Origin of the sequence: Chryseobacterium ginsenosidimutans (genome assembly GCF_039536845.1) — a bacterium.
GTDB lineage: Bacteria > Bacteroidota > Bacteroidia > Flavobacteriales > Weeksellaceae > Chryseobacterium > Chryseobacterium ginsenosidimutans_B.
In genome coordinates this window covers 878,643-904,394 of sequence record NZ_BAAAZJ010000010.1, presented here as the reverse complement: position 1 = coordinate 904,394, position 25,752 = coordinate 878,643, and the positions used below count along the sequence as shown (strand labels likewise).

The window sequence follows — 25,752 nt, the reverse complement described above, 5'->3', positions numbered from 1 at the left end:
CGCAAAATTCACAATTGAGAAATCATGCGTTCCAAAATTTCTTTATCTTTGAAACATGAATTGGGAGAACATTGCCGGACAGGAAAATCTGAAAAAACTTCTGAGAGACAGTATCGCCGAAAACAGAGTAAGCCACGCCCAGCTTTTCGTAGGAAAAGAAGGGTATGGAACGTTACCGATGGTTTTAGCCTATGCAAAAGAAGTTCTGAGCCAGGAAAATGAGCATGCTGCTTCAAAAGTTGAGCATTTGAATCATTTGGATCTGCATTTGAGTTTCCCGGTTTTTACGGATAATAAAAATTCTTTAAGTAAAAATAAATTTGAAGAATTCCGAGAGATGATCATGGCTTCACCTTATGCAAGTTATGACGACTGGACAGCTTTTTTAGAGTCTGAAAACAAACAGCTTTTCATCTCTGCTGATGAAGTGGATGATCAGAACCAAAAATTTTCATTAAAAAGTTTTGAAGGCGGAACAAAAATTTTAATTGTGTGGAGAGCTGACAAGATGAATATCGCAGCTTCCAATAAATTCCTGAAATTTTTAGAAGAACCTCCTGCAAAAACAATTATTTTACTCACTGCAGAATCTTCCAACGATATTCTTCCTACCATTCTTTCCAGAACGCAGATGGTAGAAGTTCCCAGAATTAATGATGAAGATATTGAGATTTATCTTAGGAAAAATTTTAATGTTTCTGATGAAAAGGTAAGGGAAATTGTTCATGAAGCTCAGGGAGATTTAAATGATGCGATAAAGCTTTTACAATCCGGAAACAAAAATGAAGAATTTGAAAAACTTTTTGTACAATGGGTTCGCGATGCTTTTATGGTAAAAAAGAAACCCGGTTTTCTGAAAAATATCATTCTTTGGGCAAGAGAAATTGCAGGCTGGAACCGGGAAAAACAAAAGAATTTTTTAAACTATTGTTCAGAAATTTTCAGGTTGGCTTTGCTTCAGAATTATCAGTCGGAGAGTTTGGTGTATAAAAGAATTGATTCGAATGGTTTCAACTGGGTTGGCTTCTCAAAATTTATCAGTGGAGCAAATATTGAAAGCATTTTGGAGGAAATAAGTACCGCCGATCTGCATTTAACGAGAAACGGAAATCCTAAAATTGTCTGGACAGATTTAGGGATAAAATTATCAAGATATATTCATAAAAATTCATAAAATTAAACTCCGGCAATTGGTCGGAGTTTTTTGTTAAATATTAATCATTTATAATATCATTATTCTTTTTCGATTATTAAATTAACCTTTTTGCATGTGAATTGGGTATTAATTTTTGCGTTTAATAGTTCTAAAAAGCACTTATTTCTTACTGTTTATTAATTTTTCATTATCTTTAGTTGTTTCATTTCCAGTGTTTTAATTTAAGTGATATTAAAAATAAATTAAAAATTCAATCAATCGTTTGATTTATGAAAAATCCGTTGTAAATTTGCTCCTTGAAAAAATGAGAGTATTAAAATGATTTCAAAAGAAGAAAATATATTGTTTGCTGCCGAAATTCTTTTCGCTGAAAAAGGTTTTGAAGGAACTTCCACAAGGGAGATTGCCAAAGCGGCAAATGTGAATATTTCTATGATCTCTTACTATTTTGGTTCAAAAGAAAAATTGTATGAGAAGCTGGTGGAATATAGAATGAATGCAGGACAGTTTTTTTCAAAAGACATTATAGAAAGAACGGATATTAATGAATGGGAAAAGATTGAGAAGATTGTAGATGAATTTGCAGGGAAAGTAAGACACAATAAATGTTTTTACAGAATCATGCAGAGAGAACAGCTTCACGCAGAGAATCCTCAGATTGTAGAATTTTTAAAGGAAACAAAAATGGGATTCATCGCTATGTATTCAAAAATATTGGAAAGCGGATTACAGAAAGGTATTTTCACCAAAAATCCTCCTATCTATCTGCTTCATTCTACAGTGAGCGGAACTTTATTTTATGCATCCAATGCCAAAGAAATGTATAAAGAATTCCTGAACGATACTGAAGATGACGATATTTTTGATGAAAAATATTACACAGAACTTAATATACATATAAAATACTTACTAAAAGACCTTTTAGGTTATGAAGAAAATTAATAACTCAGTTCTTGCACTGGCCCTTTTTGTAGGGATTGCAAACACAAATGCTCAGGAGAAAAAGACACTTACTCTTGATGAAGCTGTGCAGTTGGGTATCCAAAACAGCAAAAATCTAAAGATCGATGCAGCCAAGATAGAAGAAGCTACAGCAGATCTTTTAGAAGCTAAAAACAGACAACTTCCGGAACTGAAGGTTTCAGGGAGCTACATGTATCTTCCGATAAAACCAACTGTAGATATTAAACTTCCCGGTGTTTCAGGAGCAGGAGGACCTGAAGTACATCAGGTTGCTTACGGATCAGTTAATCTTAGCGTTCCGGTTTACAGTGGAGGTAGAATAAAATATGGTATTCAGTCTGCAAAATATTTGGTGGAAGCATCAAAATTAAACACAGAAAATGATAAAGTAGCGATCGCTTACAACGTTGCTCAGGCTTATAATAATTTATTTAAAGCTAATCAATCTATTAAAGTATTGGAAGAAAATCTTACGGCTTCTCAAAAAAGAGACGAAACATTTCTTAAGCTTGAAAATAATGGAGTGATTGCCAGAAACGACAGATTAAAGGCGAATCTTCAGACTTCGGATCTTGAACTTCAATTATTGGAAGCAAAAAACAACTATAATATTGCCAATATCAATATGGATTTGTTACTAGGGCTTCCTGAAACTACAGAAATTGAAGTTGATCAAAACTATATTGAAGAAGGTTCCGAGGTAAAAACTGTTGATTTTTATCTGAATGAGGCAAGAGAAAACCGTAAAGATCTTCAGGCTTTAGACCAACAGAGAAAAGCGGCGGAATTGGGAACAAAATCTGCAAAAGCGGAAAATCTTCCTTCAGTAGCATTTACAGGAGGTTATGTTGCAGCAGATATTCCGAAATTCTTAACAGTTTATAATGCTGTGAACGTAGGAGTTGGGATTTCTTACAACTTATCAAACATCTGGAAAGAAAATTCGTCGTTGAAGCAGTCTAAAGCAAGAGAAATGCAATTGGCAGCAACAAATGAATTATTAAATGACAATATTAAATTAGATGTCAACAGAGAATATCAAAACACGGATTACTCAAAAAAGAGAATCACGGTTTTCGAAAAATCTGCTGAACAGGCTAATGAAAACTACAGAATCACAAAAAATAAATATGATAACGGTCTTGCAACCATGACGGAGTTATTGGATGCAGATGCGGCTCAGATTTCGGCAAACGTTGGAGTAATTAATGCAAAAGCAGACGCAGCGTTGGCTTACAGAAAACTATTACAGACTACAGGAACTTTAACATTTAAATAAAATTAAGAACTATACCAACAATGGAAAATAATACTACACAAACGACTGAACCTAAAAAGAAAAAAAGTTTGGTTTTCCCGATAATTTTGGCGGTTGTTTTAATCGGTGGAGGAATCTATGGATACAAAACATACTCTTACGGGCAGATTCATGAAGAAACCGACGATGCTCAGATTGCTTCAAATTTAGCTCCGGTAATTTCTAAAATCTCAGGATATGTAACTGAAGTGAAAGTAAAGGATAACCAGTTCGTAAAAAAAGGAGATACATTGGTTATTCTGGATAGCAGAGATCAGAAAATGGCTCTAAATCAGGCTCAGGCTGCTTTAACGACAGCAAAAAGCAATATCTCTAATGCGGAAGCTTCTACAACGGCGACTTCAAAAAATATCGGTTCTTCTGAAGCGGCAGTAACAACTGCAAACGCACAGATCGAAGCAGCAAAAGTAAACGTTTGGAAAACAGCTCAGGATTTGAAAAGATACTCAGTATTGGTAAAAGATCATTCTATTACAGAACAGCAATATGAGCAGGCTTTGGCGGCAAAACAAACTGCTGACAGACAATTGCAGGTTTTGATTGATCAGAGAAACCAGATTGCTCAGCAAACGGGTATCGCATCTTCTCAAACAGCGGCTAGTTCTCAACAAATCAGTGTTGCAGGTTCTGTGGCTAAACAAAGAGAGGTTGATGTTGAAAATGCAAAATTAAATTTATCATACACAGTAATTCTTGCTCCTGAAGATGGATATGTTGGAAAAGTTCCAATTCAGGCGGGACAATATTTACAGGCTGGTTCGCAATTATTTGCTTTAGTTAAAAACGACCAAAAATGGGTGGTGGCCAACTTTAAAGAAACTCAGGTTGATAAAATGGTTGAGGGACAAAAAGTAAAAATTGAAATCGATGCTTTCCCTGATCAGGAATTTGAAGGAGTTGTAAGCTCATTCTCTCCTGCCACAGGTGCTACATTCTCAATTCTTCCTCCGGATAACGCAAGTGGAAACTTCGTAAAAGTGGTTCAGAGACTTCCTGTAAAAATCGATTTTGTGAATCTTGATAAAAATATCGCAAAAAGATTAAGAACAGGAATGAATGTAAAAGCAGAAGTTTCTTTGAAATAATATTGAAATAAGTGAATTGTCAATTTTGCAGAGGCAAGTCAAATTGTGAATGTAAAATGAAGGGGTAGAATTGATAATGAAGTTGATGCCGTTTTGCGGATGATAGTCGATGATGATTGAATATGAAGCAGTAAAATCGGCAATGCAGTTGATATCGGCTGGTAGATGAAATCAATGGAAAGTTGGAAATGAAGTAGTAAAATTGACAACGGGTTGATTGATAATTGACAATTCACTTTTAAAAAAATAATTAAAATATTAAGGAGTTAGGGGATTTGGAAATTGCTTAAATCATTAATATAGAGATTTAAATTATTAAGAATAAAGTTAGTTCGTAAAAAAACTTGTTCTTATTCTAAAATTTCCGAATCTCATAATCTCTTAATTTTTTAATACCTATTAAAAACTATGCAAGATTCATTAGTAGAATATGGAGCCAGAAGAGTAATCATCACGATTACGGCAATTCTTTGTGCTCTGCTTGAAATTGTAGACTCCACGATCGTGAATGTTGCCCTGAACGAGATGAAGGGGAATCTTGGAGCTACACTTTCTGAAGTCGGCTGGGTGATCACAGCATACGCCATTGGTAACGTAATTATTGTACCGATGACGAGCTGGCTGTCGCAACAGTTCGGACGAAGAAACTATTTTGCCGCATCCATTATTATTTTTACCATATTTTCATTCTTATGTGGTAATGCAGATAATATTTGGGAATTGGTATTCTTCAGACTATGTCAAGGTATCGGTGGAGGAGCGTTATTAGTAACTTCGCAGACGATCATTACGGAATCTTATCCGGTGGAAAAAAGAAGTATGGCTCAGGCGATTTATGGTCTTGGGGTAATTATTGGTCCTACTTTAGGTCCACCTCTTGGAGGTTATATTGTTGATAATTTCAGCTGGCCGTATATTTTCTATATTAATATTCCTATCGGGATTGCTGCGACTTTGATGACGCTTCAGTTTGTGAAAAGCCCGAAATATGCAGAAAAGCGTAAAGCTTCAGATGTCGACTGGATCGGTATTGCTTTATTGGCAATTACAGTTGGTTCATTACAATATATTTTGGAAAGAGGTCATGAAGAAGACTGGTTTGCGAGCGAATGGATTGTATTGTTTACGGTATCAGCAATTTTAGGATTTATATTATTTCTCTGGAGAGAGCTCACTTTCAAATATCCGATTGTAGAATTAAGGGTATTGAAAAACAGTAACTTAAGGGTTGGTACGGTGATGTCCTTTGTATTAGGATTCGGATTGTATGGGTCTACCTTTATCGTTCCGTTGTATACACAGAGTATTTTGGGATGGACAGCTTTTCAGTCCGGGGCCTTGATGATTCCTGCAGCTTTAACAACCGCATTCATGATGCCGATTATCGGACGATTGCTTTCAAAAGGGGCAAAACAGCAGATTTTGGTATCTTTGGGGCTATTCGTATTCTTTATATATAGTTTCTGGGGATATAAAATCCTGACACCCGATACAAGTAAAGAAGCCTTTTTCTGGATGCTGATGGTAAGAGGAGCAGGTCTTGGGCTACTGTTTATCCCGATCACCTCATTGTCATTAAGTACATTGAAAGGTCAGGAAATCGGACAGGGAGCGGCTTTTACAGGAATGATGAGACAGCTTGGAGGTTCTTTCGGAATTGCAGCAATTACTACATTTATTGCCAATGCAGGTCAGAAATACAGGCTTAGTTTGATTTCCCATCTGGATTCTAATGATTTCAATGTTCAGCAACGGCTGAATGCTTTAAAAGCAAGTTTCACCGCAAAAGGAATGACTCCCGATGCAGCGACGAATGCCGCTTACAAAATGCTCGATCTATCGGTAACGAAACAGGCAACGGTACTTTCTTATATGGATGTTTTCCTTTATTTAGGGATTGCGTTTCTTATCTGTATTCCGTTTATATTGTTTATAAAAGAAAGAAAAAGTAAAGAAAAAATAGATTTGAGTGGTGTACACTAAATTTAAATTAATAGAAAAAACCTCCGCAATTGTGGAGGTTTTTTTTATGTCTAAAATCAATGTCGTTATTTTCACACTGTCATTCCGACGATAGAAGGAATCTGTTTGTGTATTTTACCATGGATGATGCTTCATATGAATTTTATTCTGAGGCATCTTAGTTTAATTAAATGCTTTCTCTTTTTCTAAAGATATTTATTTTCTATTTACAAATCTAAAGGAGGTTCTCGAAGTATCTATAAACCACTCATAAAAGATTTTAAATATCAAACCACAAAAAGTCTGTTCTTTTTTGAACAGACTTACCGATAACCTAACTGAAATTAAGGGAATTAATTAAACATTGTAAACACATTTTCCCATATATCTTTATGTTGACATTTGTATTTTTAGAGTAATGAAAAATGAGGGAAATTTCATTACAATGTATTGCTGTAGCAACTGATTAATTATGAAGATAAAAATCAGAACTGCTAATTATTAATATAAGATGCATTGAAAGACATGGATATAATTCTGCAAGTCATATTAACACCCGATGTGGTTCCGTTATTTACAGCTCTGATCATTCTCGCATCGATGGTATGACTACCTTCTGACAGTGATTTAACAGTGCTGAAAGAAAATGAAGCGTTACTGCCTCCCTGATCTTTTTCCTGAACGGTTAAATAAACATTTGTAGGCTGATTGTCTATAAACAATTTTGCTTCATAATAAGCGGCTCCTCCTCCTGCAGGGAAACTTCCGTAATCTACTCCCAACATAAAATTAATAAATACAGCCTTACCTCCCGCCGGAATATTAAGGATTTGTTGAGTCGTAGGAATCATGGTATATGCCAAATCGTTCACAAAGTACCCTGTATTGGAAGTATTAGCTACTTCTGCAGTAACGACACTTGGTGCAGAGGCATTGGGAACGGTAACAAGATTTCCTGAGGTATCTACTCCCAAAGTTTGTCCGGCTGAAGCCACAGGTGTAGATGATGTAAGATTTGTAAACTTTAAGCCGCTGGTGTTGGTAGTTCCTGAAGTGATTTCCACCTTTGAGGTAGGTGTTGAAGTTCCTATACCAAGACTTCCTGAAGAAGTTGTTGTAAAATCATTGAGCTGTTGGGCTGCAGTAGGAGCTCCGGAAGTATTGTTATCTTTTGCTCCGTCTACATGAAAAGCCGTCTGAGGATTTTGGGTGTTTATTCCCACTTGTGCAGACAAAGTATTTATGACTAAGAATCCTGCAAATAATAGATACTTTTTCATAAATCATTTAGTTTAAGTAAGAAGCATTGAATGACATGGAAATAGGTTTACATATGTTTACCGCTCCTGCTGCAGTACCATTACCTGCTGTTCTTCTCATCCTTACATCAAGCGTATGAGTACCTGCCGGAAGTTCTTTTACAGCACTTAAAGTATATTGAAGCTGTTGTCCTCCAGTATTCGGAGTTGCTGTTGAAACAGGCTCCTGTGTAATAAGATAAGTGTTGGTAGCCACCCCGTCGATAAACAGCATTGCTCTGAAATATCCTGCTCCTGTTCCTGCATAAGGAGCGACAAAATCAATACCTAACATAAAATTAATAAACACGGCTTTTCCACCGGTAGGAATTGTAATTGTTTGTGTTGATCCGGAAACTACAGTATCTGAGCTGTCATTCACATTAAAGTCTGCTCCTGATGAAGAATCTACTTCTGCTGTTGTAACGCCTACAGCTGTAGGATTGGGTAAGGTAACCACATTTCCTGCAGCATCTACGCCGATGGTTTGCCCGGCTGAAATTGGTGTTGTAGAGGTTAAATTGGTGAGTTTAAGCCCGCTTGTATTGACTGTCCCCGAATTGATTTCTATTTTAGCACTTGGCGTTGTGGTTCCTATTCCTACATTTCCAGTACTTGTGACTACAAAATCATTAAGTTGCTGAGTTGTGGTTGGAGTACCCCCACTGTTGTTATCTTTTGCTCCGTCAACATGGAAAACTCCTTGTGGGTTGGTAGTATTTACACCTACTTGTGCAAATGTAGCACTGAAGGTTGCCAAAGAGCAGATTAAAATAAGCTTTTTTTTCATTGTTCTAAATTTTTGTTATGCTTGACATTGAGTACAAAAGTATAGGGAAGCCTATTTCAAAAAAAGAAATACCCTTTTCGTTTTCGGAAAACAGAAAGGTTTTTGTTTTTAAATTATTGAAATTAAGTTGTTTATATTTTTATGCTAAGACGCTAATAAATCTTATTTTGGTGATAAATTTTGTGGCTTTACAAATTTTAATGTGAAATGATAGCCTGATAAAGATTCTTTTTAACATTCGGAACATAGGGGCTACGGGTAATTTTTTAGGGGGAGGTTAGATACTTCGGTAGTCGCTGCAGATCGTTCGATAAGTTACTGCAGACACTTAAAGAGAAACGTTTAATTAATACATGGGAAAAATTGATTAAAAAATAAATTCTTAACTGATAAAAAAAGAATACAGGGATTTGACCCCTGTATTCCAGTCAAAAACCGTGACTTCATATCAATTGAAAAAGTATTAATAAGGGACATAATAGCAAACAATTGTTCCGACCGGAAAATGTTTTAAAACATGTGTTTGTAAATTCTGTCAAGCCTTTACATATCCTGTCGGATATCCGTCACGGTTGGTTTACGATTGATTCGTATTGCCTTACAAATGTATCGCGAGATATCTTTTTCTAAAAGTGAAGGTCTTTTCATTTTCGGAAAAGAGAAAGTTATCTGTTTTAAAGTGTTGATTATAATTATTTTATTTTTTATATATTAAATCTTTATTAGGTGATTATTATGGCGTTTTTATTATGATGATTACTGAAAACCCCTCAAAAACACAAAAAAGTCTGCACCAAAATGGTACAGACTGCTGTAAAAAATTAATAATTGTATTTTCTAATTTGATGCTTTCTTTTTAGCCTCTTCCTGCTCTATAAATGAGATGAAAACGGAAGGGGATATTCCTGTAATAGATTTGAAAATCGTTGTGAATTTACTGTGTGATGAAAAGCCACACTCTTCAGCTAAAGCTCCGACTTTGTATCTTCTGTATTTTTCGGAGGTATTCAGTTTATGGATAATAAAGTTGATTCTGAGTTTATTGATATAACTCTTAAAATCGGCATTTTTATGTTTTTTAACGACATAAGAAATGTATCTGATATTTGTATTAAATTCTATAGCAAGATAAGAGAGAGAAACATTACTGTTATTGAACATTTCGGCTTTTTCAAACTGATCAAGCTGTGTCAGGATTTTTGCTTCGGTTTCTTTGTTAATAGCAATATCGGTCGGTCTGTTTTCAGTTTCTATCTCTTCTGCAACAGTTTCTTCTTCATTTTCAGTTTCTTCAATATGGGAAGTATCGACTTTAGTTTCCATGACATATTCCTCTTTTTCTTTGTAATGATCAATAATGCTTTTGAACTTTTGGTATTTTTCTTTATGCTTTCTTCTGTTAATAATGAAGATAACAATCAGACCTAAGATCAATAAAGATGCGATAATAATAAGTATATTTTTGGTGCTGTTCCAGCTTGCGTATTGGTCTTTTTCTTTTTCTACTTTGTCATAATCCTTATCAACTGTTTTGTTGTACTTTTCTTCTGTTTTCTTGAATACTTCTACATATTTTTTTCTGTAAATACTTGCTTTTTCGTATTGTTTTGTCTGTTCATAGTATTTTGCCAAGCCATCATAAGCTGTTCTTTTTGCTGCCGGATGATCAGCAGTTTCAGCATATTGCAACCCCTTTAAAAGATATTTTTCGGCTTCATTATATTGTTTTTGATTGGTTTTTGATATTCCTAATCCAATATAGCTTATTGCTGTACCAACATATTTTTCCGGTAAAATTTCTATCGCTTTCAGATTATAGTTATCTGAATTTTTGTAGTCATGTAATTCAAGATAACTTTCTCCTAAAAGTTGATAAGTCTTTCCTAAATTAATTTTATCACTAGGTATTTTTGAAAGATATTCAAGAGATTTGTTAAGATTGAGAATGGCTCCGGTATAATTTTTTTTATCAATTTCATAGTATGCTAATTCCTGATAAAATAGAGATTTTACTTGAGCTTTTTTTTGTTCGTCTGCAATTTTATCAGCTAGTTGTAAGCCTTCATCGGCATATTTTTTAGCTTTGTTATTAAGTCCTATAATTCGGTATTCAGAAGTTAAAAGCCCCCGGATTTTTGCTTTTAGTTCATCATTTTCTGAAGTATCCAGAATATCTTTTGCTTTTTCTGCAAACTTTATACTTTCTTCATTTTTATTTTGTTGTAAGTAAAGATTGGCACTCAGCATAAGACTTCTGCCTTTATGTGCAGGAGTTTTAGCTGTTGCAGCCATAGAATCAGCAATTTTCAATGCATGGGGCATATCTTTTGCGGCCACTTCAGTTAGCGTTTTCATGTAAAGTTTTTCAAAAGGATCATCATTTTTCTGAGCTCCAATTATTGAAGAATAAAGAAGAATGAGAAGAAATAGACATCTAGTCATAGTTTATTTTAATGTTAAAATTTTGTAATATTAACTGTTTGTTTGTAAGTATTAACAAAGATATGTTAAAAATTAAGCATTATGGTTAAATTTTTCATTAAATGTGATAGCGTCTGAAAACCAGATTTTTAACATTTATAACCGATAAAATAAACGTTTGGTTATTAACTGGACGTTGTATTAGTATAAAATTTTTTAAATCTTATTCCTTCTTTTTTTTCAAAGTTTGTCGAAGTATTTTGTTTCAATAGTATTTAGAGTGGCTTGATCTTATTCTTGAAACATTCACCAAAATTAGATTCCTGTTCTGATAGTTTGATAACCGAATGTCAGGGTTGGTCAGCTTTAAGAAAGTAAATCATATGGAAGAATAAAAAATAGAAGAATTCGAAATAGTTCAGGAATTAATTAAAATTCAGGATCCGTCAAAACAGCTACAAATAAACTCAATTCGGCTACGTGAGAATTTTCGGATTTAAGGAATTTTGCATGATAAAATTAAACAAAAATCAAAATGCAAAAAACAATTTTTATTACAGGAACATCATCAGGCTTAGGAAAAACAACGGCAAAATTATTTCAAAGTAAAGGCTGGAATGTTATTGCAACCATGAGAAATCCTGAAAGCGAAACAGAACTTATCCAATTGGAAAATGTTACGGTTTTGAAGCTTGATGTTTCAAAGAATGAAGAATTGGAAAAGACAATCGCTGAAGTATTAGAGAGTCACAATGTTGATGTTGTTTTAAATAATGCGGGCTACGGATTAATCGGACCTTTGGAAGCATTCACAGACGAGCAGATTCATAAACAGATCGAAACGAATTTAATGGGAGTAATTCGTGTTACAAAAGCTTTTACGCCTTATTTCAGGCAGAAAAAAAACGGAGTTTTGATTAATATTACTTCCACTTTCGGATTGATGGGCTACCCGACATGTTCGATTTACAGTGCCACAAAATTTGCGGTTGACGGATTTTCAGAAAGTTTAGGATATGAATTGGCTCAGTTTGGTATAAAAGTAAAAGTGGTCGCTCCGGGCGGTATTCAGACCGATTTTGCGGGACGTTCTTTAGATGGAGCTTTTCATGAATCTTACGGAAAATTAATTTCAAAAGTTGAAGAGGGATACAGTCCGGAACAGATTGCGAATTATTCAAAACCGGAAGATATTGCCGAGATTATTTTCGAAGCGGCAACCGATGAAAAGGAACAATTAAGATATGTTGCCGGAAAAGATGCCAATGCTTTATATCATGAAAGAAATGAAATCGGTGTTGAAAATTATGTGCAAAAAGTAAAATCTGGATTTATACTGTAGAAACAGAAATTAAATAACCGTTTTTCAACTCATAATTCATAACTTATAGCTCCTAAATTATCAGCCTCCTGCCAAACAGTTGTCACAAGCCCATCTTATATTTGCAGTATGAAAACAGTAAAATCTCCGGTTCATTTCAGATCTTTGTCTGCGTTGCATGAAGCAATGGGACAATCTTCACCGTTGCATCCGTTGATGAGTGTTATTAATTACGGCGACGCGGTTTTTGATCCGAAAGATTTTGAAAATGGGATTAAACTTGATTTTTATAAAATTTCATTCAAGACAAAATTCAACGGAAAAATAAGATACGGACAGGGATATTACGATTTTGAAGAAGGTGGAATGTCTTTCGTTTCACCCGGTCAGATTCTTAAAATGAATGAAGAGGAAGCCGATTACAGCGGAATGTCTCTGCATATTCATCCGGATTTTCTGCAGCCTTATTCTTTAATTCAGAAAATAAAAAAATACGGATTCTTTTCCTATTCTGCGGCGGAAGCACTTTATCTTTCTGAAAAAGAGAAGAGAACAGTTTTAAGCATTTTCGATAATATTCAGGGGGAATTGAATGAGAGAATAGACCAGTTTAGCCAGGATGTGATTATTTCACAGATTGAATTGTTGTTGACTTACAGCAATCGTTTTTACAACCGGCAATTTATCACCAGAAAAGCTGTGAATAATGATCTGGTGTCAAGAATGGAAAAGATTCTGGATGATTATTTTAATGATGAAAAGAGTCTTCAGGGTCTTCCTACAGTAGAATATCTCGCTTCTGAACTGAACCTTACGGCAAGATATTTAAGCGATATGCTTCGACAACACACCGGACAAAATGCACAGCATCATATTCACGATAAACTGATTGAAAAAGCCAAAGAATATTTATCAAACGAACAGTTTTCTGTTTCTGAAACGGCTTACCAACTGGGTTTTGAGCATTCTCAGTCTTTCAGCAAATTCTTTAAAAAGAAAACCGAATTGACCCCAAACGAATTCAAACAATCATTTCAAAAATAAAAATAAATGAACCAGAACAATTTAGATATCATCATTGAACGTTCTCTCGAAATCAGAGAAAAATATCATCAGCTGGAAATTCGTCAGAACGGCCAGGAGTGGACCGTAGAGCAGGACGCTTTAGCTTTTCTGACAGATGCAGGTTTGGCAGGAAGAAATATCATGTCTCACGAGAAAACATGGTCAAAATCCAATTCTGCGGAAGAACTTGAGCATAAATTAGCCGAAAATATCTGGTGGCTGATCATTTTGTCAGACCGTACGGGAATTGATATCAAAGAAGCTTTAGATAAATTTTTAACGAAAACGGAAAATATACTGAAATGAGTTATTGTGTAGCCATAGATAAAATGCAGCCTGAAAGCAGGAGAGAACTTCATAAAAAATACCATGACAATCATTACGGTTTCCCGATTCATAATGATAATGAATTATTCGGAAGGTTGATTATGGAAATCAATCAGGCGGGTTTAAGCTGGGAAACGATTTTAAAGAAAGAAGAAAGTTTCAGACTGGCTTATGATAATTTTGATGTTCAGAAAGTGGCGGCTTATACAGAGCAGGATCGCGAAAGATTATTAGCAGATCCCGGAATTATCAGGAATAAGTTAAAAGTAAATGCGGCCATCGAAAACGCAAAAACAATTATCGGATTGCAAAAAGAGTTCGGTTCTTTCGAAAAGTGGCTGGAACATAATCATCCTAAAGATTTGCAGGAATGGATGAAGTTATTCAAGAAAACCTTCAAATTCACAGGCGGTGAGATCGTAAATGAATTTCTAATGAGCATCGGCTATCTTAAAGGTTGTCACACTGAAAGTTGTCCCATATTCGATGAGGTTTTGAAGCATGATCCTATGTGGATGAAAGGGTAATTTATTCCCATAATCTGTCATTTCGACGAAGGAAAAATCTATAAATAATAATGTGCTAATGCTTCGAGAGCTTCAGCATGACATCTTTAATACTATCTGTTTTTATTAATAGAATTTTTAGTATTGTTATGCTGATACTCTTGAAATATCCGGCACATTATTAGCGATGTCATGCTGAGATTCTCAAAGCATTCATTAATAACAATTAAATTAAAAATTGCTATTTTTAATCATTAAGCTGCTGAAGTAGTTTATAATTTATTTTCTCGCTGTCCATCTCATTGATTCAAATTATTTGTAAAGATTCTCTTAGATCTAATTTGTTGATCATTCTTTTTGTTGATTAATTTGAAATTATTTCAGCTGTTTTTTACCCCACCGTCTTCGTATCCTCCTCCTTCAAAATCTTTTTCTCCTTCATCGACAGCATCATTCTCTCGTATTTATATTTTTCCCAGTCGAAATTATTGAGAAAATCTAAGGCAGCGACAAATCCGCGGTTGAAAAGTTCTTCTTTTTCCTCTTTTTTCATAAAGAAATTCAGCCAGTTGCTTGTTCCGCAATTCACGGTCTGAATACTGAAAAGGTGATAAAAAGTATGTTTTGTAAGGAAAGTTTTATCGTTAAAACCTTTTAAAGTACTGATGATATTTCCGGCAAATGATAAAGGTGATTTCAGGATTTCTTCACTTGTTTTTCCTCTTTCGGAAAGAATGTCGGAATCGCTGGTCAGTTGTACTCCAAACAAAGGCATTCTCGGATAAAAAATATCGGCGGAGTGGAAAAGGTCGATCGGGAAATTGGAAATACTTCCGCCGTCAATGAAAACTCCGACAGGATTGATGTTTTCCTGTTGTGTATTCATCCAGAATTTCCATGCATATTTTACAGAATCATCATCTTTATTGATTCTTTTCTGCATGGGTTCAAAAAAGAAGGGAACCGACATCGAAGCACGCACAAATTCAGCCGGACTGATGTGCTTCATTTCGTCTTCAGACCAATACAGATTTGCCATTGTAGGAAGTTCAACCTTAATTTTAGCATTAATATCGGTGGTGATTACGATGTATTCGGATTTTAATAAATAGAAAGGATCTTTTCTGTAATAATCGTTGTTTACTGCACTTTCGTAGAAAATTTTGTAGCGGATTTCGTCGATGTGTTCTTTATTGTTTACCCTGATTTCTTCGATGCTGTTCAATGCAATAGCGTAATATTCCATTCCGTTTCCGTAGCGGTAATCGAGGTTGAGGTCTTTTCCCGATTGTACAAATTTTTCATTAAGTCCGGCAACGGTTTTTATCCCGAAACCTTCCAGTACTTCTGTCATTTGATTCAAAAAAGTATTTCCCGGATTCAGTCCGGAATTCTTTTTCTTCAGATCAGAATATAATTTCCATAAAAACAGGATTCCGATAATTACAAGTAATAGAGGGATGGAAAATAGAATTTTTGTTTCCCAAATTGCTTTTGTAGGAAAAACAAACGCCAGAATTCCAAAAAATACAAGAATTGCAATGGCAATGTAACTGTTTATTTTCAGGAAGTTTTTGTTGTTCAGCATCGCATGAATGGTGGTTTTTACATATGTTTTTCCATCCATAAAATCGGCAAAATTCCAGTTGAACAAAATATCTTTGATTACTTCACTTTTCGCTTCTTCTTTTGTTTTACACGCTGCGATAAGCATGGTATTAATCGCACCTGCGCTTGTTCCTGCAACCTTCAGAAAACGGATTCCGAAAATTTCCAGACCATACAGATAACCAACTAATGCACTTCCCCAAACTCCGCCGCCTTCCTGCACAAATTCCACATATTGATTGCCTTGCGCATCCAAAAGGTCAGAAAATTCTTTAGACGAAATATTTTCATGCAAAGCGGCAAGCTTGTCTTTAGAATCTTTTGAAAGAACGTCTTCTTCAAGGATTTTGTTTAGGATTTCGGGTTTCATGGCGTGGTTTGGTTTTGGTTATTGTAAGTTGGTCAATCACAAAAGCGCAAGTATTTACTCTTTTTACTGTTTGTAAGGCGCAAGAAAATCGAAGATTTTCATTTTTATTATTTCAATTTTCCATCCAGTTTGTCATTCCGTAGGAATCTGAGCTTGGCTGTTTATTTATAGCTGAGATTCCTACGGAATGACAAACATGGTGTTTATAGGATTAATTCAATGAACGTGGTGTCTTTATGTTTTTAACATAATAAAAATACAACGATTTGATAATTAGTTTGATATTTTAAAATTAATTATAATTAAAATCTTTACTTACAGTATTTTCACGATACTTTACAGGTGAAATTACCATTGTTTTCTTCTTGCATAAATAAATGTACAGATCACAACAACAGCCATTAATCCCAATGTGAAAAAGTACCCGTTTTTATGATGAAGTTCCGGCATATTGTCGAAATTCATCCCGTAAACTCCGGCAATAAAAGTGATGGGTAAAAAGTAAACCGAATAAATCGCCAAAACTTTCATCACCTGATTCGCTTTCTGATCCGAAAGAGCCAGAAACATCCCGATTAAGTTGGTGATCTGAATATTCAGATGATCAAAATCGGCAACAACATCTTTGTGCTTATCTTTCAGATCGACCACTTCAGAGTCCTGTAATCCCAGTAATTTAAATTTATCAATGGCATCTGTAGAAATTGTCAACACTCTTGAATTTAACCCGGATTTACGTTTTAGTTTATATAATCTTTTGATCTGACTGGTATGGTTTGTGTTTTTCAGGAAAATTTCGTTTTCGATATTGTCCATTGTTTCTAATAAACTTACAGATTCATCATCGAAACTTTTCATAATTAATAATGTAATTCTCAGTGCGATATTCTCAGCGGTAGTTTCCTTTTTAAGACATGAAACCTGTTTTTTTGTTTCATTGATGCTTTTGGTTTTCATCCTGTGAATCGTGATGATTGTTTTTCCTAAAAGAAAAATCCCGATTTTAGTACTGATATCGCTTATGGTGTTGAGGTTTTTACGCTCAAGTTCTGTGCTTTCTCGGAGGAGGAAAAATTTTACGTCTCCGTCTTCCTCGTATTTCGGTAAGTGATTAGGGTCCAACGTGTCTTCGAGAAGAAGATTATTGATCTCGTATCTTTCATGTAAAAATTTCAGGTCTTCCGCTGTCGGAGCCTCTACATCCACCCATTCGCATTGGGAATCTCTGTAAATCGTGTCAATTGGCATAGAGTAAAAATAGTAATATTTTGAAAAACTATGTGTTAAATAAGTTTTATCTTTGCCAAAATTAAAAAACTATATGATTAAAAGTACAATAAAAGGAATCGGATTCCATGTTCCGGATAACATTGTTACGAATGATGATCTAGCTAAATTAATGACCACCAATGACGAATGGATCACGGAAAGAACGGGGATAAAAGAAAGAAGACACAGAAAAGACAGAAACGATTCTCAGGAAACTACAGCTTATTTAGGTTTTAAAGCATCAGAAAAAGCTTTGGAAAAGGCGGGTATGACGGCTAAAGATATCGATTATATTGTTTTTGCGACGCTTTCTCCCGATTATTATTTTCCGGGTTGTGGAGTTCTATTGCAGGATATGCTGGGCTGCGATACGATCGGAGCTTTGGACGTGAGAAATCAGTGTTCCGGTTTTGTGTATGCGATGAGCGTGGCAAATGCTTTTATTAAATCAGGGACTTATAAAAATATTTTGGTTGTAGGCGCTGAAATTCATTCTTTCGGACTGGATTTTTCTGATGAAGGAAGAGGTGTTTCTGTGATTTTCGGAGATGGGGCAGGAGCGATTGTGCTTTCTGCAACGGAAGATGAAAATGCAGGAGATATTTTAGCGGTAAACATGCATTCTGAAGGTAAATTTGCTGATGAATTGTGTACTCAGTTTCCGGGTTCTAAATTCGGATGGAGCGACAGGATGAGAAAAGAGCCTGAAAACGTAACCAATAAAGAAGTTTACCCGATCATGAACGGAAATTTCGTTTTCAAACATGCGGTAACCAGATTCCCCGAAACGATGCAGGAAGCTTTGGATAAAGCGGGAAAAACGATTGAAGATCTTGACATGTTTATTCCGCATCAGGCGAATTTGAGAATTGCACAGTTTGTGCAGCAGAAATTCGGATTGCCGGATGAAAAAATTCATAATAATATCCAGAAATACGGTAATACAACGGCAGCTTCTATCCCAATTGCTCTAAGTGAAGCTATTGAACTCGGCAAAATAAAGAGAGGAGATTTGGTGCTTCTTTCGGCTTTCGGAAGTGGTTTCACTTGGGGAAGCGTTTTGTTTCAGTATTAATAATGTAGCAAAAGCTTTTAAAATAAAAAAAACCGCAGAATGTTCTGCGGTTTTTTGTTTTATGAGATACTTTTAATTGTTTAAAAGCTTTTCTATCAGTTTATTCTGCATTTCCATTAATTGACTGATTTGTTGTTGATTTTGCATTACACTTTTAAATAAATCTCCATCAACAGTATTATTTACAGTAGGTATATTACCAATAGCAGAATTATTACTCGTTTCAACATTATTATTAATAATGGTATCACCTTCCAAGAAATACTGTGGTTCTACCTTAAAGAACTCAGCAACTTTCTGCATGAAAATAAAGTCTAATTTTTCAATTGCACCATTTTCAATTTTACTAAGATAGCTTTGAGAAACATCAAGCTGAAAAGCCAGATCTTCCTGAGATATTTCTTTCTGTTCTCTCAACTTTTTTATTTTAAAGCCAACACTGTTATTCATAATTATGGAAATTGAAATGTAAAGATAATGTTTTTGCAAGAATATTTTTATTCCAAATGGAATTGTATTTTATTCTATTTGGAATAGATAGTTAGGGAGCGGGATTCTATTTTTGAAAAAAGTTTCGCGAAATACTTTTAGTGTAAAAAATTTATTTTAATTTTAAATTCAAATCAAATGAAAAAAATTATTTTATTGGCAGCTTTTAGCGTTGCTGGATTAGTAAGTGCTAATAATAGCATCTTTAAAAAGGAAGAACCAAAATCTAAGGAAAAAACACAAGTAAAAGAAAGCTCTTCAAAAGAAAATGAAAAAGAGAACAAAAATGAAACAGATGATGAAAACTCGAGAAGAACTTGTACTCTTTGGTATACAGTAGAAGCTCCTTGTGGAGCTGTTTATTATCTTTGTGGTAATAACTATTGGGACTATCATGATTTGCATCAAGCAATGGATGAAATTAACGAAATTAAATGTAATTAAATCTTTTTAGAACTGTGTAATATTATACAGTTCTTTTTATAATAACAATAATGAAAATATATTACTTGTATTTAATACTGATATGTAGTTTCTGTAATGCACAAAAAATATCTTTAACAAGTGCATCAATGAAACCATTTCCTTACAGTGCAACAATTATAGAAGAAAGTAATCAAAATATATATTATGATTTAAAATTCGTACGTGATACAAAAAATACGCAAAGTAAAAGACAGGCGATTTGTATATTACAGATAGGAAGTATATTTTCGAGATTTGCGGATAATAATTTTGTAAAATTAGATTCTCTAGATGAAAAATATAGCCATCAGCAAGAAATTACTCCGAAAGAATTTGGTGTATATAATTCTTTCTTTGGTAATTGGGACAATGTTTTGGTGAAAAATTTAGTAGACAAAAAAAATATTATACAAGACTACGCAAAAAATAAATATCAATACGAAGAATTACAACCAAATTTTAATTGGAAATTAGAAAAAGACACTAAAGAAATTTTGGGATATGTATGTTATAAAGCAACGACAGAGTTTCGAGGAAGAAAATATATAGCTTGGTATGCCAAAAATATTCCTATTAATAATGGACCATATATTTTTGACGGGCTTCCTGGTTTGATCATGGAGATCGAGGATATAAATGATCATTATCATTTTACAGCTATTGCAATGGATAAAAAAACAAAAGATATCTATTTGAGGAAGGAAAAGCAAATTTTACATGTGACAAGAGAACAATTTAGGAAAATTCAGAAAGATCTTCATGATAATCCCGGATTTTTCTATGGAGGAAACTCTTATGATGCAAACGGAAATCCTATAAATGAAAAATGGAAAAAGAAGCCATACAATCCAATAGAATTAGATTAAAAACAATAAAATCCGCAGAACACTCTGCGGATTTATTTTTATTGAACACTCAAACTCTTCAGTAATTTTTCAGTATCACCGGAATCCTGTCCTGTCTTTTTCGCCAGTTCGATGGATTTTTCTGCCCAAAGTTTAGCGTTTTTCTTGTCACCAACTTTGTTGTAAAGATTTGCTAAAGTGTCGGTATTTGCGTAATTCTCGTCTTTCTTTACAGATTCCTGAGCCCAAACAACGGCTTTTTCTAAAGATGCCTTATTTGTCACATTTTCAAAGAAATTCCAAGCCAGAGAATTTAATTCTTCTGAACTTGCTGCAGATGTATCTTTATTTAATTCTAAGCTTAATTTCTCATACGTTGCAATGTCTTTTGCTCTTAATGCTCTTGAAGCCTGTGCTTTTTTCAAGATTTTTTCAGCTTCGCCCTTTGATAAGAATTTCTGAGCTTCCGTTAAGAAATAATCATCATTCCATTTCTTAGTTTCAGTATTGTATGATTTCTTGAAGATATTGCTGATTTTTATATTTTTGTCAAGTTCTTCATACTTTTCAGATGTAATAACTTTAGCAATTTCAGCCTTTTTTGTTTGGAAAATTTTGTAAAGCGGACTGTCCATATTCTGTGCTCCTGAAAGTAACATTTGAATATCATCTCTGTCAAAATCAGTTTTTACCTGAAAATAACGCTCTATAACTCTGGTTGAGAACGCTGCATCACTATACATGGTAAGTTCTGCAAGATTTTTCAAAAATTCAGGATCTTTTTCTCCGTCTTCGAATTTTTGCTTTAATGTTCCTATTCTTTTGCTGGGATCTCCTGCATCTTTTGCAAACTGGATAAAGTCATTTTCTTCCACATATCCTAAAGTTCTGTGTACCACTTCACCGTTTCCGTCTACGAAAAGATAAGTAGGGAAGGCTTTTACGTTATACTTTTTAGCAAGGTCAACTCCTTCACCTTTTTCCATGTCGATTTTTGCATTCACAAAGTGAGCGTTGTAGTAATCTCCGACAGGCTTTTGCGGGAAGACATTTTTTACCATCAGTTTACAAGGTCCGCACCAAGAAGCATACGCATCGATAAATACAAGCTTGTTTTCTTTTTTTGCTTTGGCAAGAATGGTTGTGAAGTTGGTGTCCTCAAATTTTATCCCTTGTGCAAGAGCAAACGCTCCGATGAAAAGGGCTGAGAATATTGATAATTTTTTCATAATACTTTTTATTGATTGCAAATGTAATAATTATGTTAATAAATCAGTCTGTATAAAATAAAAATAGTTACAGCTACAATTTGATTATTTTTTTTAATTTAAGTTAAAAGAATGTGATCATTAATAAGATAGATGCTGATAATTCTTTAATTATAGAAGCAATTGGGGATATTAGATTTTATTAAAAACTAAATTATTCTTAATTTTGTGAAAAACAAAAAGACACCCCCGGAAATGATGAACTATTATAATAACCAACATAATAATTTGTTCATCTATGTCTAAGAATTTTCATAGGCTTGTGTGTTTTTTAATGACTGCTGTCCAAATATCAGCTCAGAAAAAAAGGAATTTCGATAAAATCTGCGATAAAAAACTTATTACCGCTACACAAAAAGAAATGTCTTCAATTTTACTGACTTCTGTAAATAATACATATGACCAGATCAGTATTGCCAAAAATGTTATCATTATAGTTTTATGCTCTGCCTTGATTGGTTCTTTTTTACACTTTAGATCTAAGCAAAGAAAACAGCGTTCAAAATTCAGAAATATTATAAGAAATCTAAACAAATCAACTCATAATAATTCTGAAATTCTTCTGCGTAAAAGCGAATCAGATTTTTCTCATATTTCGATAGAGGAAGTGTCTGAAAAAGACGGAGAAACCAATAAAAAGCGGAACGAATCTTTAATGACCTCCGAAACCGAAACTAAATTACTGGAACTCCTCGATGATTTTGAAAAAGGCGTTTTATATAATAATAAAAATATGTCTCTGCCTTTTCTTGCAGGAGAATTAAATACGAATACAAAGTATCTTTCGTACGTGATCAATCAGCACAAAAGTTCAGACTTTAAAACCTACATCAACCGATTGAGGATAAATCACATTGTTGATAAACTCATTAATGACGATAAATACCGCCAATACAAGATCAGTATTCTTGCCGATGAATGCGGATTTTCTTCTCACAGTAAGTTTGCTTCTGTTTTTAAAATAGTTACCGATTATTCTCCTTCAGCCTATATAAAGCTTATTGAAACTGAAAATCAGACAGATAAGATTAGCCGTTTTCAGGAAAATAGTTAAACAGCATACTCTTTTGATACTCTGTTCTTTTCATTTTCAGGAAAACAGATAAGTATTTATTTTTTTGTGGGATAAGCACTTTTATATATTTGCGCCAGTTTTACGGGACAAACCAATACTGCAGTTTTATAATTTTTCTGGAAAAAATAAAATTCCTTACTCACCTAAACACTAAAAACTAAGAAAACCAGGAACAGTGGTTAATAATCTTGGTGCAGGCTGTTATCAGAGTGATGGAAACTCAACGGTATGGAGAGGTATTGGCTGCTTGGAAATACTGCACCTGCGGGAACCCATATCCATACTGTTTCCGGAACTGCACCAGTATCAATAGGAGATACCGGAAAGTCGATAGATAAAAGATCTGCTTATTTGGTGGTAGATATGTTTATCTATTTGGGAGAATAATTGTTAGAATTAAAAAATATGATCGGGATTGCCCGGTTTTTTTCAGTCAAGTTTTTTTAAGTGCAAAACCGCAGAATTTTCTGCGGTTTTGTTTTATTCTATTTTGTTTTTGTAGTATCTGTTTTTACTTTTACCGTATCAGAAGGAGTGGAAGGAACTGGTTCAGAATTGGCAACGGCAGAATCTCCCATTTTATTTCTTAAAGAGTCTTTATCATGAGATTCTTTAAATTCTTCCCTGTTTTCTTTTTTATCAGCACAGCTTCCTAAAAATAATAAGCCTAAAACAGCACCTATCCATAATTTTTTCATAGCAATTTCTTTTTTTAATGTTTAGTATTAGATCAAATATAGTGATTTAATTAAAATTTTACGGGAAACAAAGGCATAGTGTTAGAAATTTTAAGATATTCTGTACAAAATTTAAATGAGAAAAAATACAAACAATTTTGGAATCTAGGATAGGATGAAAAATCTTATTAACTGTATCATAACCGATCAAAAAAAACAAAAAAATCCTCAGAGCTTTCATCTGAGGATTTTCCATTTTAAAGTTAAACTTTTATTATTTAACAGTAGTTGCTGAATCCATTTTTATCTTGATACTGTCAGGATTGGCTGTCTTTGTAGTCATGGTATCCGTCGTGGCAGGTGATACAGTTTTTGAATTATCTACCGCCGTCGAATCTATATTACTTGTTGACATAGAGGATTCTTTTGTTCCGCAACTGACTGCGAATATTGCGACTGTTGCTATTAACAATAATTTTTTCATAATATTTTGGTTTAGTGTGTATTAATAGTATTTCAAGAATTATTCCGAAGTAGAAAATTAAATATTAAAGTATTAATAAAGTAATTTAAATTTTGTTAATTATCAAAATTAGGATAGTAATAAAAACAAAAAAGCCCCGAAACCGAAATTCCGAAGCTGTATTTAATTAACAGGCAATTACTCATTACCTATTACTCATATTATCCTAGGTATGGATATTTGTAATCTTTAGGAGAAACAAAAGTTTCTTTGATACTTCTTACAGACGTCCATCTTAGTAAGTTCATTTTAGAACCTGCTTTATCATTCGTTCCTGAAGCTCTGCCACCACCGAAAGGCTGCTGACCAACAACTGCACCCGTAGGTTTGTCGTTGATATAGAAATTTCCTGACGCATTTTCCAATGCTTTGAAAGCTTCATTTACAGCATAACGATCTTGTGCAAATACAGAACCAGTCAATGAATAAGGAGAAGAAGAATCAACAACTTTCAACGTTTCTGCCCAGTCTTTATCTTCATAAACGAAAACAGATAAGATAGGTCCGAAAATCTCTTCAACCATACTTTCGTATTGAGGATTTGTAGTTTCGATTACTGTCGGATATACAAACCATCCTTTAGAATCGTCAGTTTTTCCACCGATGATAACGTTTGCTTCGCTTGATGCGTTGGCTCTGTCGATGTAACCCTTGCATTTTTCGAACGAATTTTTATCGATTACGGCATTCACAAAGTTGGAAGGATCTTCAGGAGAACCGATTTTTATAGAAGAAATCTGAGCTTCCATTACTTTTTTCACATCAGCCCAAAGAGACTGAGGAATATAAGCTCTTGAAGCAGCAGAACATTTTTGTCCCTGATATTCGAAAGAACCTCTCACCAAAGCAGTTGCAACTGCTTCTACATTAGCAGAAGGGTGAGCGATAACGAAATCTTTTCCACCAGTTTCACCAACAATTCTTGGGTAAGTTCTGTAATTGTGAATATTGTCACCGATCATTTTCCACATTCCCTGGAAAACTTTTGTAGAACCTGTAAAGTGAAGTCCTGCGAAATCTCTGTGTGCCAAAACTTTCTCGGCAGTTTCTTTTCCATCTGTGAAAATCATGTTGATTACCCCTTTCGGAAGACCTGCTTCTGTAAGAACATCCATGATTACTTTTGCAGAATAAACCTGCTTGTCGGATGGCTTCCAAACCACTACGTTTCCAAGCATTGCCATACAAGTCGGCAGGTTTCCGGAAATCGCTGTAAAGTTGAATGGAGTTACTGCAAAACAAAATCCTTCTAATGGTCTGTACTCAACTCTGTTCCAGATTCCTGCGTCAGAAACCGGCTGTTCAGAATACATTTCCGTCATAAATTCTACGTTGAATCTTAAGAAATCAATTAATTCACAAGCAGAATCAATTTCAGCCTGATGAACATTTTTAGACTGTCCGATCATTGTCGCAGCGTTGATTACATCTCTGTAAGGTCCTGCCAATAGATCAGCAGCTTTTAAGAAAATCGCTGCGCGTTGTTCCCAACCTAGCTCATTCCATTCTTTTTTTGCAGCCAATGCAGCGTTGATGGCGTCATCTACGTGTTGCATTGTTCCTCTGTGATAAAAACCGAAATCATGAGCATGATCCTGAGGCGACTGAAGCTGAACCGTATCACCGGTTTTTACTTCTTCACCATTGATTACCATTGGAATTTCTATCTTTTCAGCCCACATTTTTTTGTATTGAGCGATAAGGCTTTTTACTTCAGGAGTTCCCGGTGCGTAAGAATTTACCGGTTCGTTTACTGCAAATGGTACTTGCGAAATTGCTTTAGACATATTACGTTGTATTATTTTTTAATTTGCTAATGATACAAATTTACAACTTTTAATTTGGACAAAAAATCGACAGAAACTATTTGCATTTT

Annotated in this window: 24 protein-coding genes; 14 read left to right on the top strand and 10 right to left on the bottom strand. The window is 34.4% G+C overall.

Translation table 11 applies throughout. The features are described from left to right. Nucleotides 1-55 precede the first annotated feature (55 nt). The 5 genes from ABD745_RS15970 to ABD745_RS15950 all read left to right on the top strand — a co-directional run bounded on the left by ABD745_RS15970 (nt 56) and on the right by ABD745_RS15950 (nt 6,505). Complete coding sequence (locus ABD745_RS15970) at nt 56-1,174, top strand: DNA polymerase III subunit (protein WP_344832119.1); 1,119 nt, start codon at nt 56-58, stop codon at nt 1,172-1,174. Nucleotides 1,175-1,474: 300 nt separating this feature from the next. Next, nucleotides 1,475-2,098 carry a TetR/AcrR family transcriptional regulator gene (locus tag ABD745_RS15965; RefSeq protein ID WP_344832114.1) on the top strand — a complete coding sequence of 208 codons (624 nt, stop codon included), beginning with the start codon at nt 1,475-1,477 and terminating at the stop codon, nt 2,096-2,098. Continuing rightward, nucleotides 2,085-3,398 (top strand): TolC family protein, encoded by a 1,314-nt coding sequence (locus ABD745_RS15960; RefSeq protein WP_344832112.1) that lies wholly within the window; start codon nt 2,085-2,087, stop codon nt 3,396-3,398. The genes ABD745_RS15965 and ABD745_RS15960 overlap by 14 nt, the downstream gene beginning before the upstream one ends. A 20-nt stretch (nt 3,399-3,418) precedes the next feature. After that, a complete protein-coding gene (locus tag ABD745_RS15955) occupies nt 3,419-4,522 on the top strand; it encodes an HlyD family secretion protein (protein WP_344832107.1) in 1,104 nt (367 codons plus the stop codon). A 408-nt stretch (nt 4,523-4,930) separates the two neighbouring features. After that, nucleotides 4,931-6,505, top strand: coding sequence for a DHA2 family efflux MFS transporter permease subunit (locus ABD745_RS15950; protein ID WP_344832104.1), 1,575 nt, complete (start codon nt 4,931-4,933; stop codon nt 6,503-6,505). A 473-nt stretch (nt 6,506-6,978) separates the two neighbouring features. Here ABD745_RS15950 and ABD745_RS15945 read toward each other — a convergent pair whose 3' ends face one another. From ABD745_RS15945 to ABD745_RS15935, 3 genes are all read right to left on the bottom strand, one after another. Beyond that, nucleotides 6,979-7,764: a hypothetical protein gene (locus ABD745_RS15945; RefSeq protein WP_344832101.1), complete on the bottom strand. Its 786-nt coding sequence runs from the start codon at nt 7,762-7,764 to the stop codon at nt 6,979-6,981. 7 nt (nt 7,765-7,771) lie between these two features. Then, nucleotides 7,772-8,572 (bottom strand): hypothetical protein, encoded by an 801-nt coding sequence (locus ABD745_RS15940; protein WP_344832098.1) that lies wholly within the window; start codon nt 8,570-8,572, stop codon nt 7,772-7,774. 837 nt (nt 8,573-9,409) lie between these two features. Beyond that, nucleotides 9,410-10,927, bottom strand: coding sequence for a tetratricopeptide repeat protein (locus tag ABD745_RS15935; RefSeq protein ID WP_344832095.1), 1,518 nt, complete (start codon nt 10,925-10,927; stop codon nt 9,410-9,412). A 601-nt stretch (nt 10,928-11,528) separates the two neighbouring features. Between ABD745_RS15935 and ABD745_RS15930 the strand changes: the two genes are divergently transcribed. The 4 genes from ABD745_RS15930 to ABD745_RS15915 all read left to right on the top strand — a co-directional run bounded on the left by ABD745_RS15930 (nt 11,529) and on the right by ABD745_RS15915 (nt 14,233). Beyond that, a complete protein-coding gene (locus ABD745_RS15930) occupies nt 11,529-12,335 on the top strand; it encodes an SDR family oxidoreductase (RefSeq protein WP_344832092.1) in 807 nt (268 codons plus the stop codon). 108 nt (nt 12,336-12,443) lie between these two features. Continuing rightward, nucleotides 12,444-13,358: a helix-turn-helix domain-containing protein gene (locus ABD745_RS15925; RefSeq protein ID WP_344832089.1), complete on the top strand. Its 915-nt coding sequence runs from the start codon at nt 12,444-12,446 to the stop codon at nt 13,356-13,358. 6 nt (nt 13,359-13,364) lie between these two features. Next, the gene (locus ABD745_RS15920; protein ID WP_344832086.1) at nt 13,365-13,685 is read left to right on the top strand and encodes a nucleoside triphosphate pyrophosphohydrolase family protein; all 321 of its coding nucleotides are present in this window, start codon (nt 13,365-13,367) and stop codon (nt 13,683-13,685) included. Further along, entirely contained in the window at nt 13,682-14,233 is a 552-nt protein-coding gene (locus ABD745_RS15915; protein ID WP_344832083.1) for a DNA-3-methyladenine glycosylase I, read from the top strand. The genes ABD745_RS15920 and ABD745_RS15915 overlap by 4 nt, the downstream gene beginning before the upstream one ends. A 370-nt stretch (nt 14,234-14,603) precedes the next feature. Here the strand turns inward: ABD745_RS15915 and ABD745_RS15910 are convergent, their stop codons facing one another. Together ABD745_RS15910 and ABD745_RS15905 are read right to left on the bottom strand one after the other, a co-directional pair. Next, nucleotides 14,604-16,190: a patatin-like phospholipase family protein gene (locus ABD745_RS15910; protein WP_344832081.1), complete on the bottom strand. Its 1,587-nt coding sequence runs from the start codon at nt 16,188-16,190 to the stop codon at nt 14,604-14,606. 348 nt (nt 16,191-16,538) lie between these two features. Beyond that, the gene (locus tag ABD745_RS15905; RefSeq protein WP_344832078.1) at nt 16,539-17,438 is read right to left on the bottom strand and encodes a magnesium transporter CorA family protein; all 900 of its coding nucleotides are present in this window, start codon (nt 17,436-17,438) and stop codon (nt 16,539-16,541) included. Nucleotides 17,439-17,511: 73 nt separating this feature from the next. On the opposite strand from ABD745_RS15905, the gene ABD745_RS15900 reads away from it, so the two are divergent. After that, a complete protein-coding gene (locus ABD745_RS15900) occupies nt 17,512-18,534 on the top strand; it encodes a 3-oxoacyl-ACP synthase III family protein (RefSeq protein ID WP_344832074.1) in 1,023 nt (340 codons plus the stop codon). Between the two features lie 72 nt (nt 18,535-18,606). On the opposite strand, the gene ABD745_RS15895 is transcribed toward ABD745_RS15900, so the two are convergent. After that, nucleotides 18,607-18,984 carry a helix-turn-helix domain-containing protein gene (locus ABD745_RS15895; protein WP_344832071.1) on the bottom strand — a complete coding sequence of 126 codons (378 nt, stop codon included), beginning with the start codon at nt 18,982-18,984 and terminating at the stop codon, nt 18,607-18,609. 177 nt (nt 18,985-19,161) lie between these two features. On the opposite strand from ABD745_RS15895, the gene ABD745_RS15890 reads away from it, so the two are divergent. Both ABD745_RS15890 and ABD745_RS15885 read left to right on the top strand, forming a co-directional pair. Then, complete coding sequence (locus tag ABD745_RS15890) at nt 19,162-19,467, top strand: hypothetical protein (RefSeq protein ID WP_344832068.1); 306 nt, start codon at nt 19,162-19,164, stop codon at nt 19,465-19,467. Nucleotides 19,468-19,517: 50 nt separating this feature from the next. Continuing rightward, nucleotides 19,518-20,354 carry a GLPGLI family protein gene (locus ABD745_RS15885; protein WP_344832065.1) on the top strand — a complete coding sequence of 279 codons (837 nt, stop codon included), beginning with the start codon at nt 19,518-19,520 and terminating at the stop codon, nt 20,352-20,354. 38 nt (nt 20,355-20,392) lie between these two features. On the opposite strand, the gene ABD745_RS15880 is transcribed toward ABD745_RS15885, so the two are convergent. After that, nucleotides 20,393-21,562 carry a thioredoxin family protein gene (locus ABD745_RS15880; protein WP_344832062.1) on the bottom strand — a complete coding sequence of 390 codons (1,170 nt, stop codon included), beginning with the start codon at nt 21,560-21,562 and terminating at the stop codon, nt 20,393-20,395. 400 nt (nt 21,563-21,962) lie between these two features. Here ABD745_RS15880 and ABD745_RS15875 point away from each other — a divergent pair, with 400 nt between their 5' ends. Together ABD745_RS15875 and ABD745_RS15870 are read left to right on the top strand one after the other, a co-directional pair. Continuing rightward, entirely contained in the window at nt 21,963-22,655 is a 693-nt protein-coding gene (locus ABD745_RS15875; protein WP_344832059.1) for a helix-turn-helix domain-containing protein, read from the top strand. 249 nt (nt 22,656-22,904) lie between these two features. Beyond that, a complete protein-coding gene (locus tag ABD745_RS15870; RefSeq protein ID WP_344832056.1) occupies nt 22,905-23,063 on the top strand; it encodes a hypothetical protein in 159 nt (52 codons plus the stop codon). 98 nt (nt 23,064-23,161) lie between these two features. Here ABD745_RS15870 and ABD745_RS15865 read toward each other — a convergent pair whose 3' ends face one another. From ABD745_RS15865 to pruA, 3 genes are all read right to left on the bottom strand, one after another. Further along, the gene (locus ABD745_RS15865) at nt 23,162-23,374 is read right to left on the bottom strand and encodes a hypothetical protein (protein ID WP_344832053.1); all 213 of its coding nucleotides are present in this window, start codon (nt 23,372-23,374) and stop codon (nt 23,162-23,164) included. Between the two features lie 253 nt (nt 23,375-23,627). Beyond that, a complete protein-coding gene (locus tag ABD745_RS15860; RefSeq protein ID WP_344832048.1) occupies nt 23,628-23,768 on the bottom strand; it encodes a hypothetical protein in 141 nt (46 codons plus the stop codon). A 269-nt stretch (nt 23,769-24,037) separates the two neighbouring features. Then, the gene (gene pruA, locus ABD745_RS15855; RefSeq protein ID WP_344832043.1) at nt 24,038-25,663 is read right to left on the bottom strand and encodes an L-glutamate gamma-semialdehyde dehydrogenase; all 1,626 of its coding nucleotides are present in this window, start codon (nt 25,661-25,663) and stop codon (nt 24,038-24,040) included. Between the last annotated feature and the right edge of the window lie 89 nt (nt 25,664-25,752).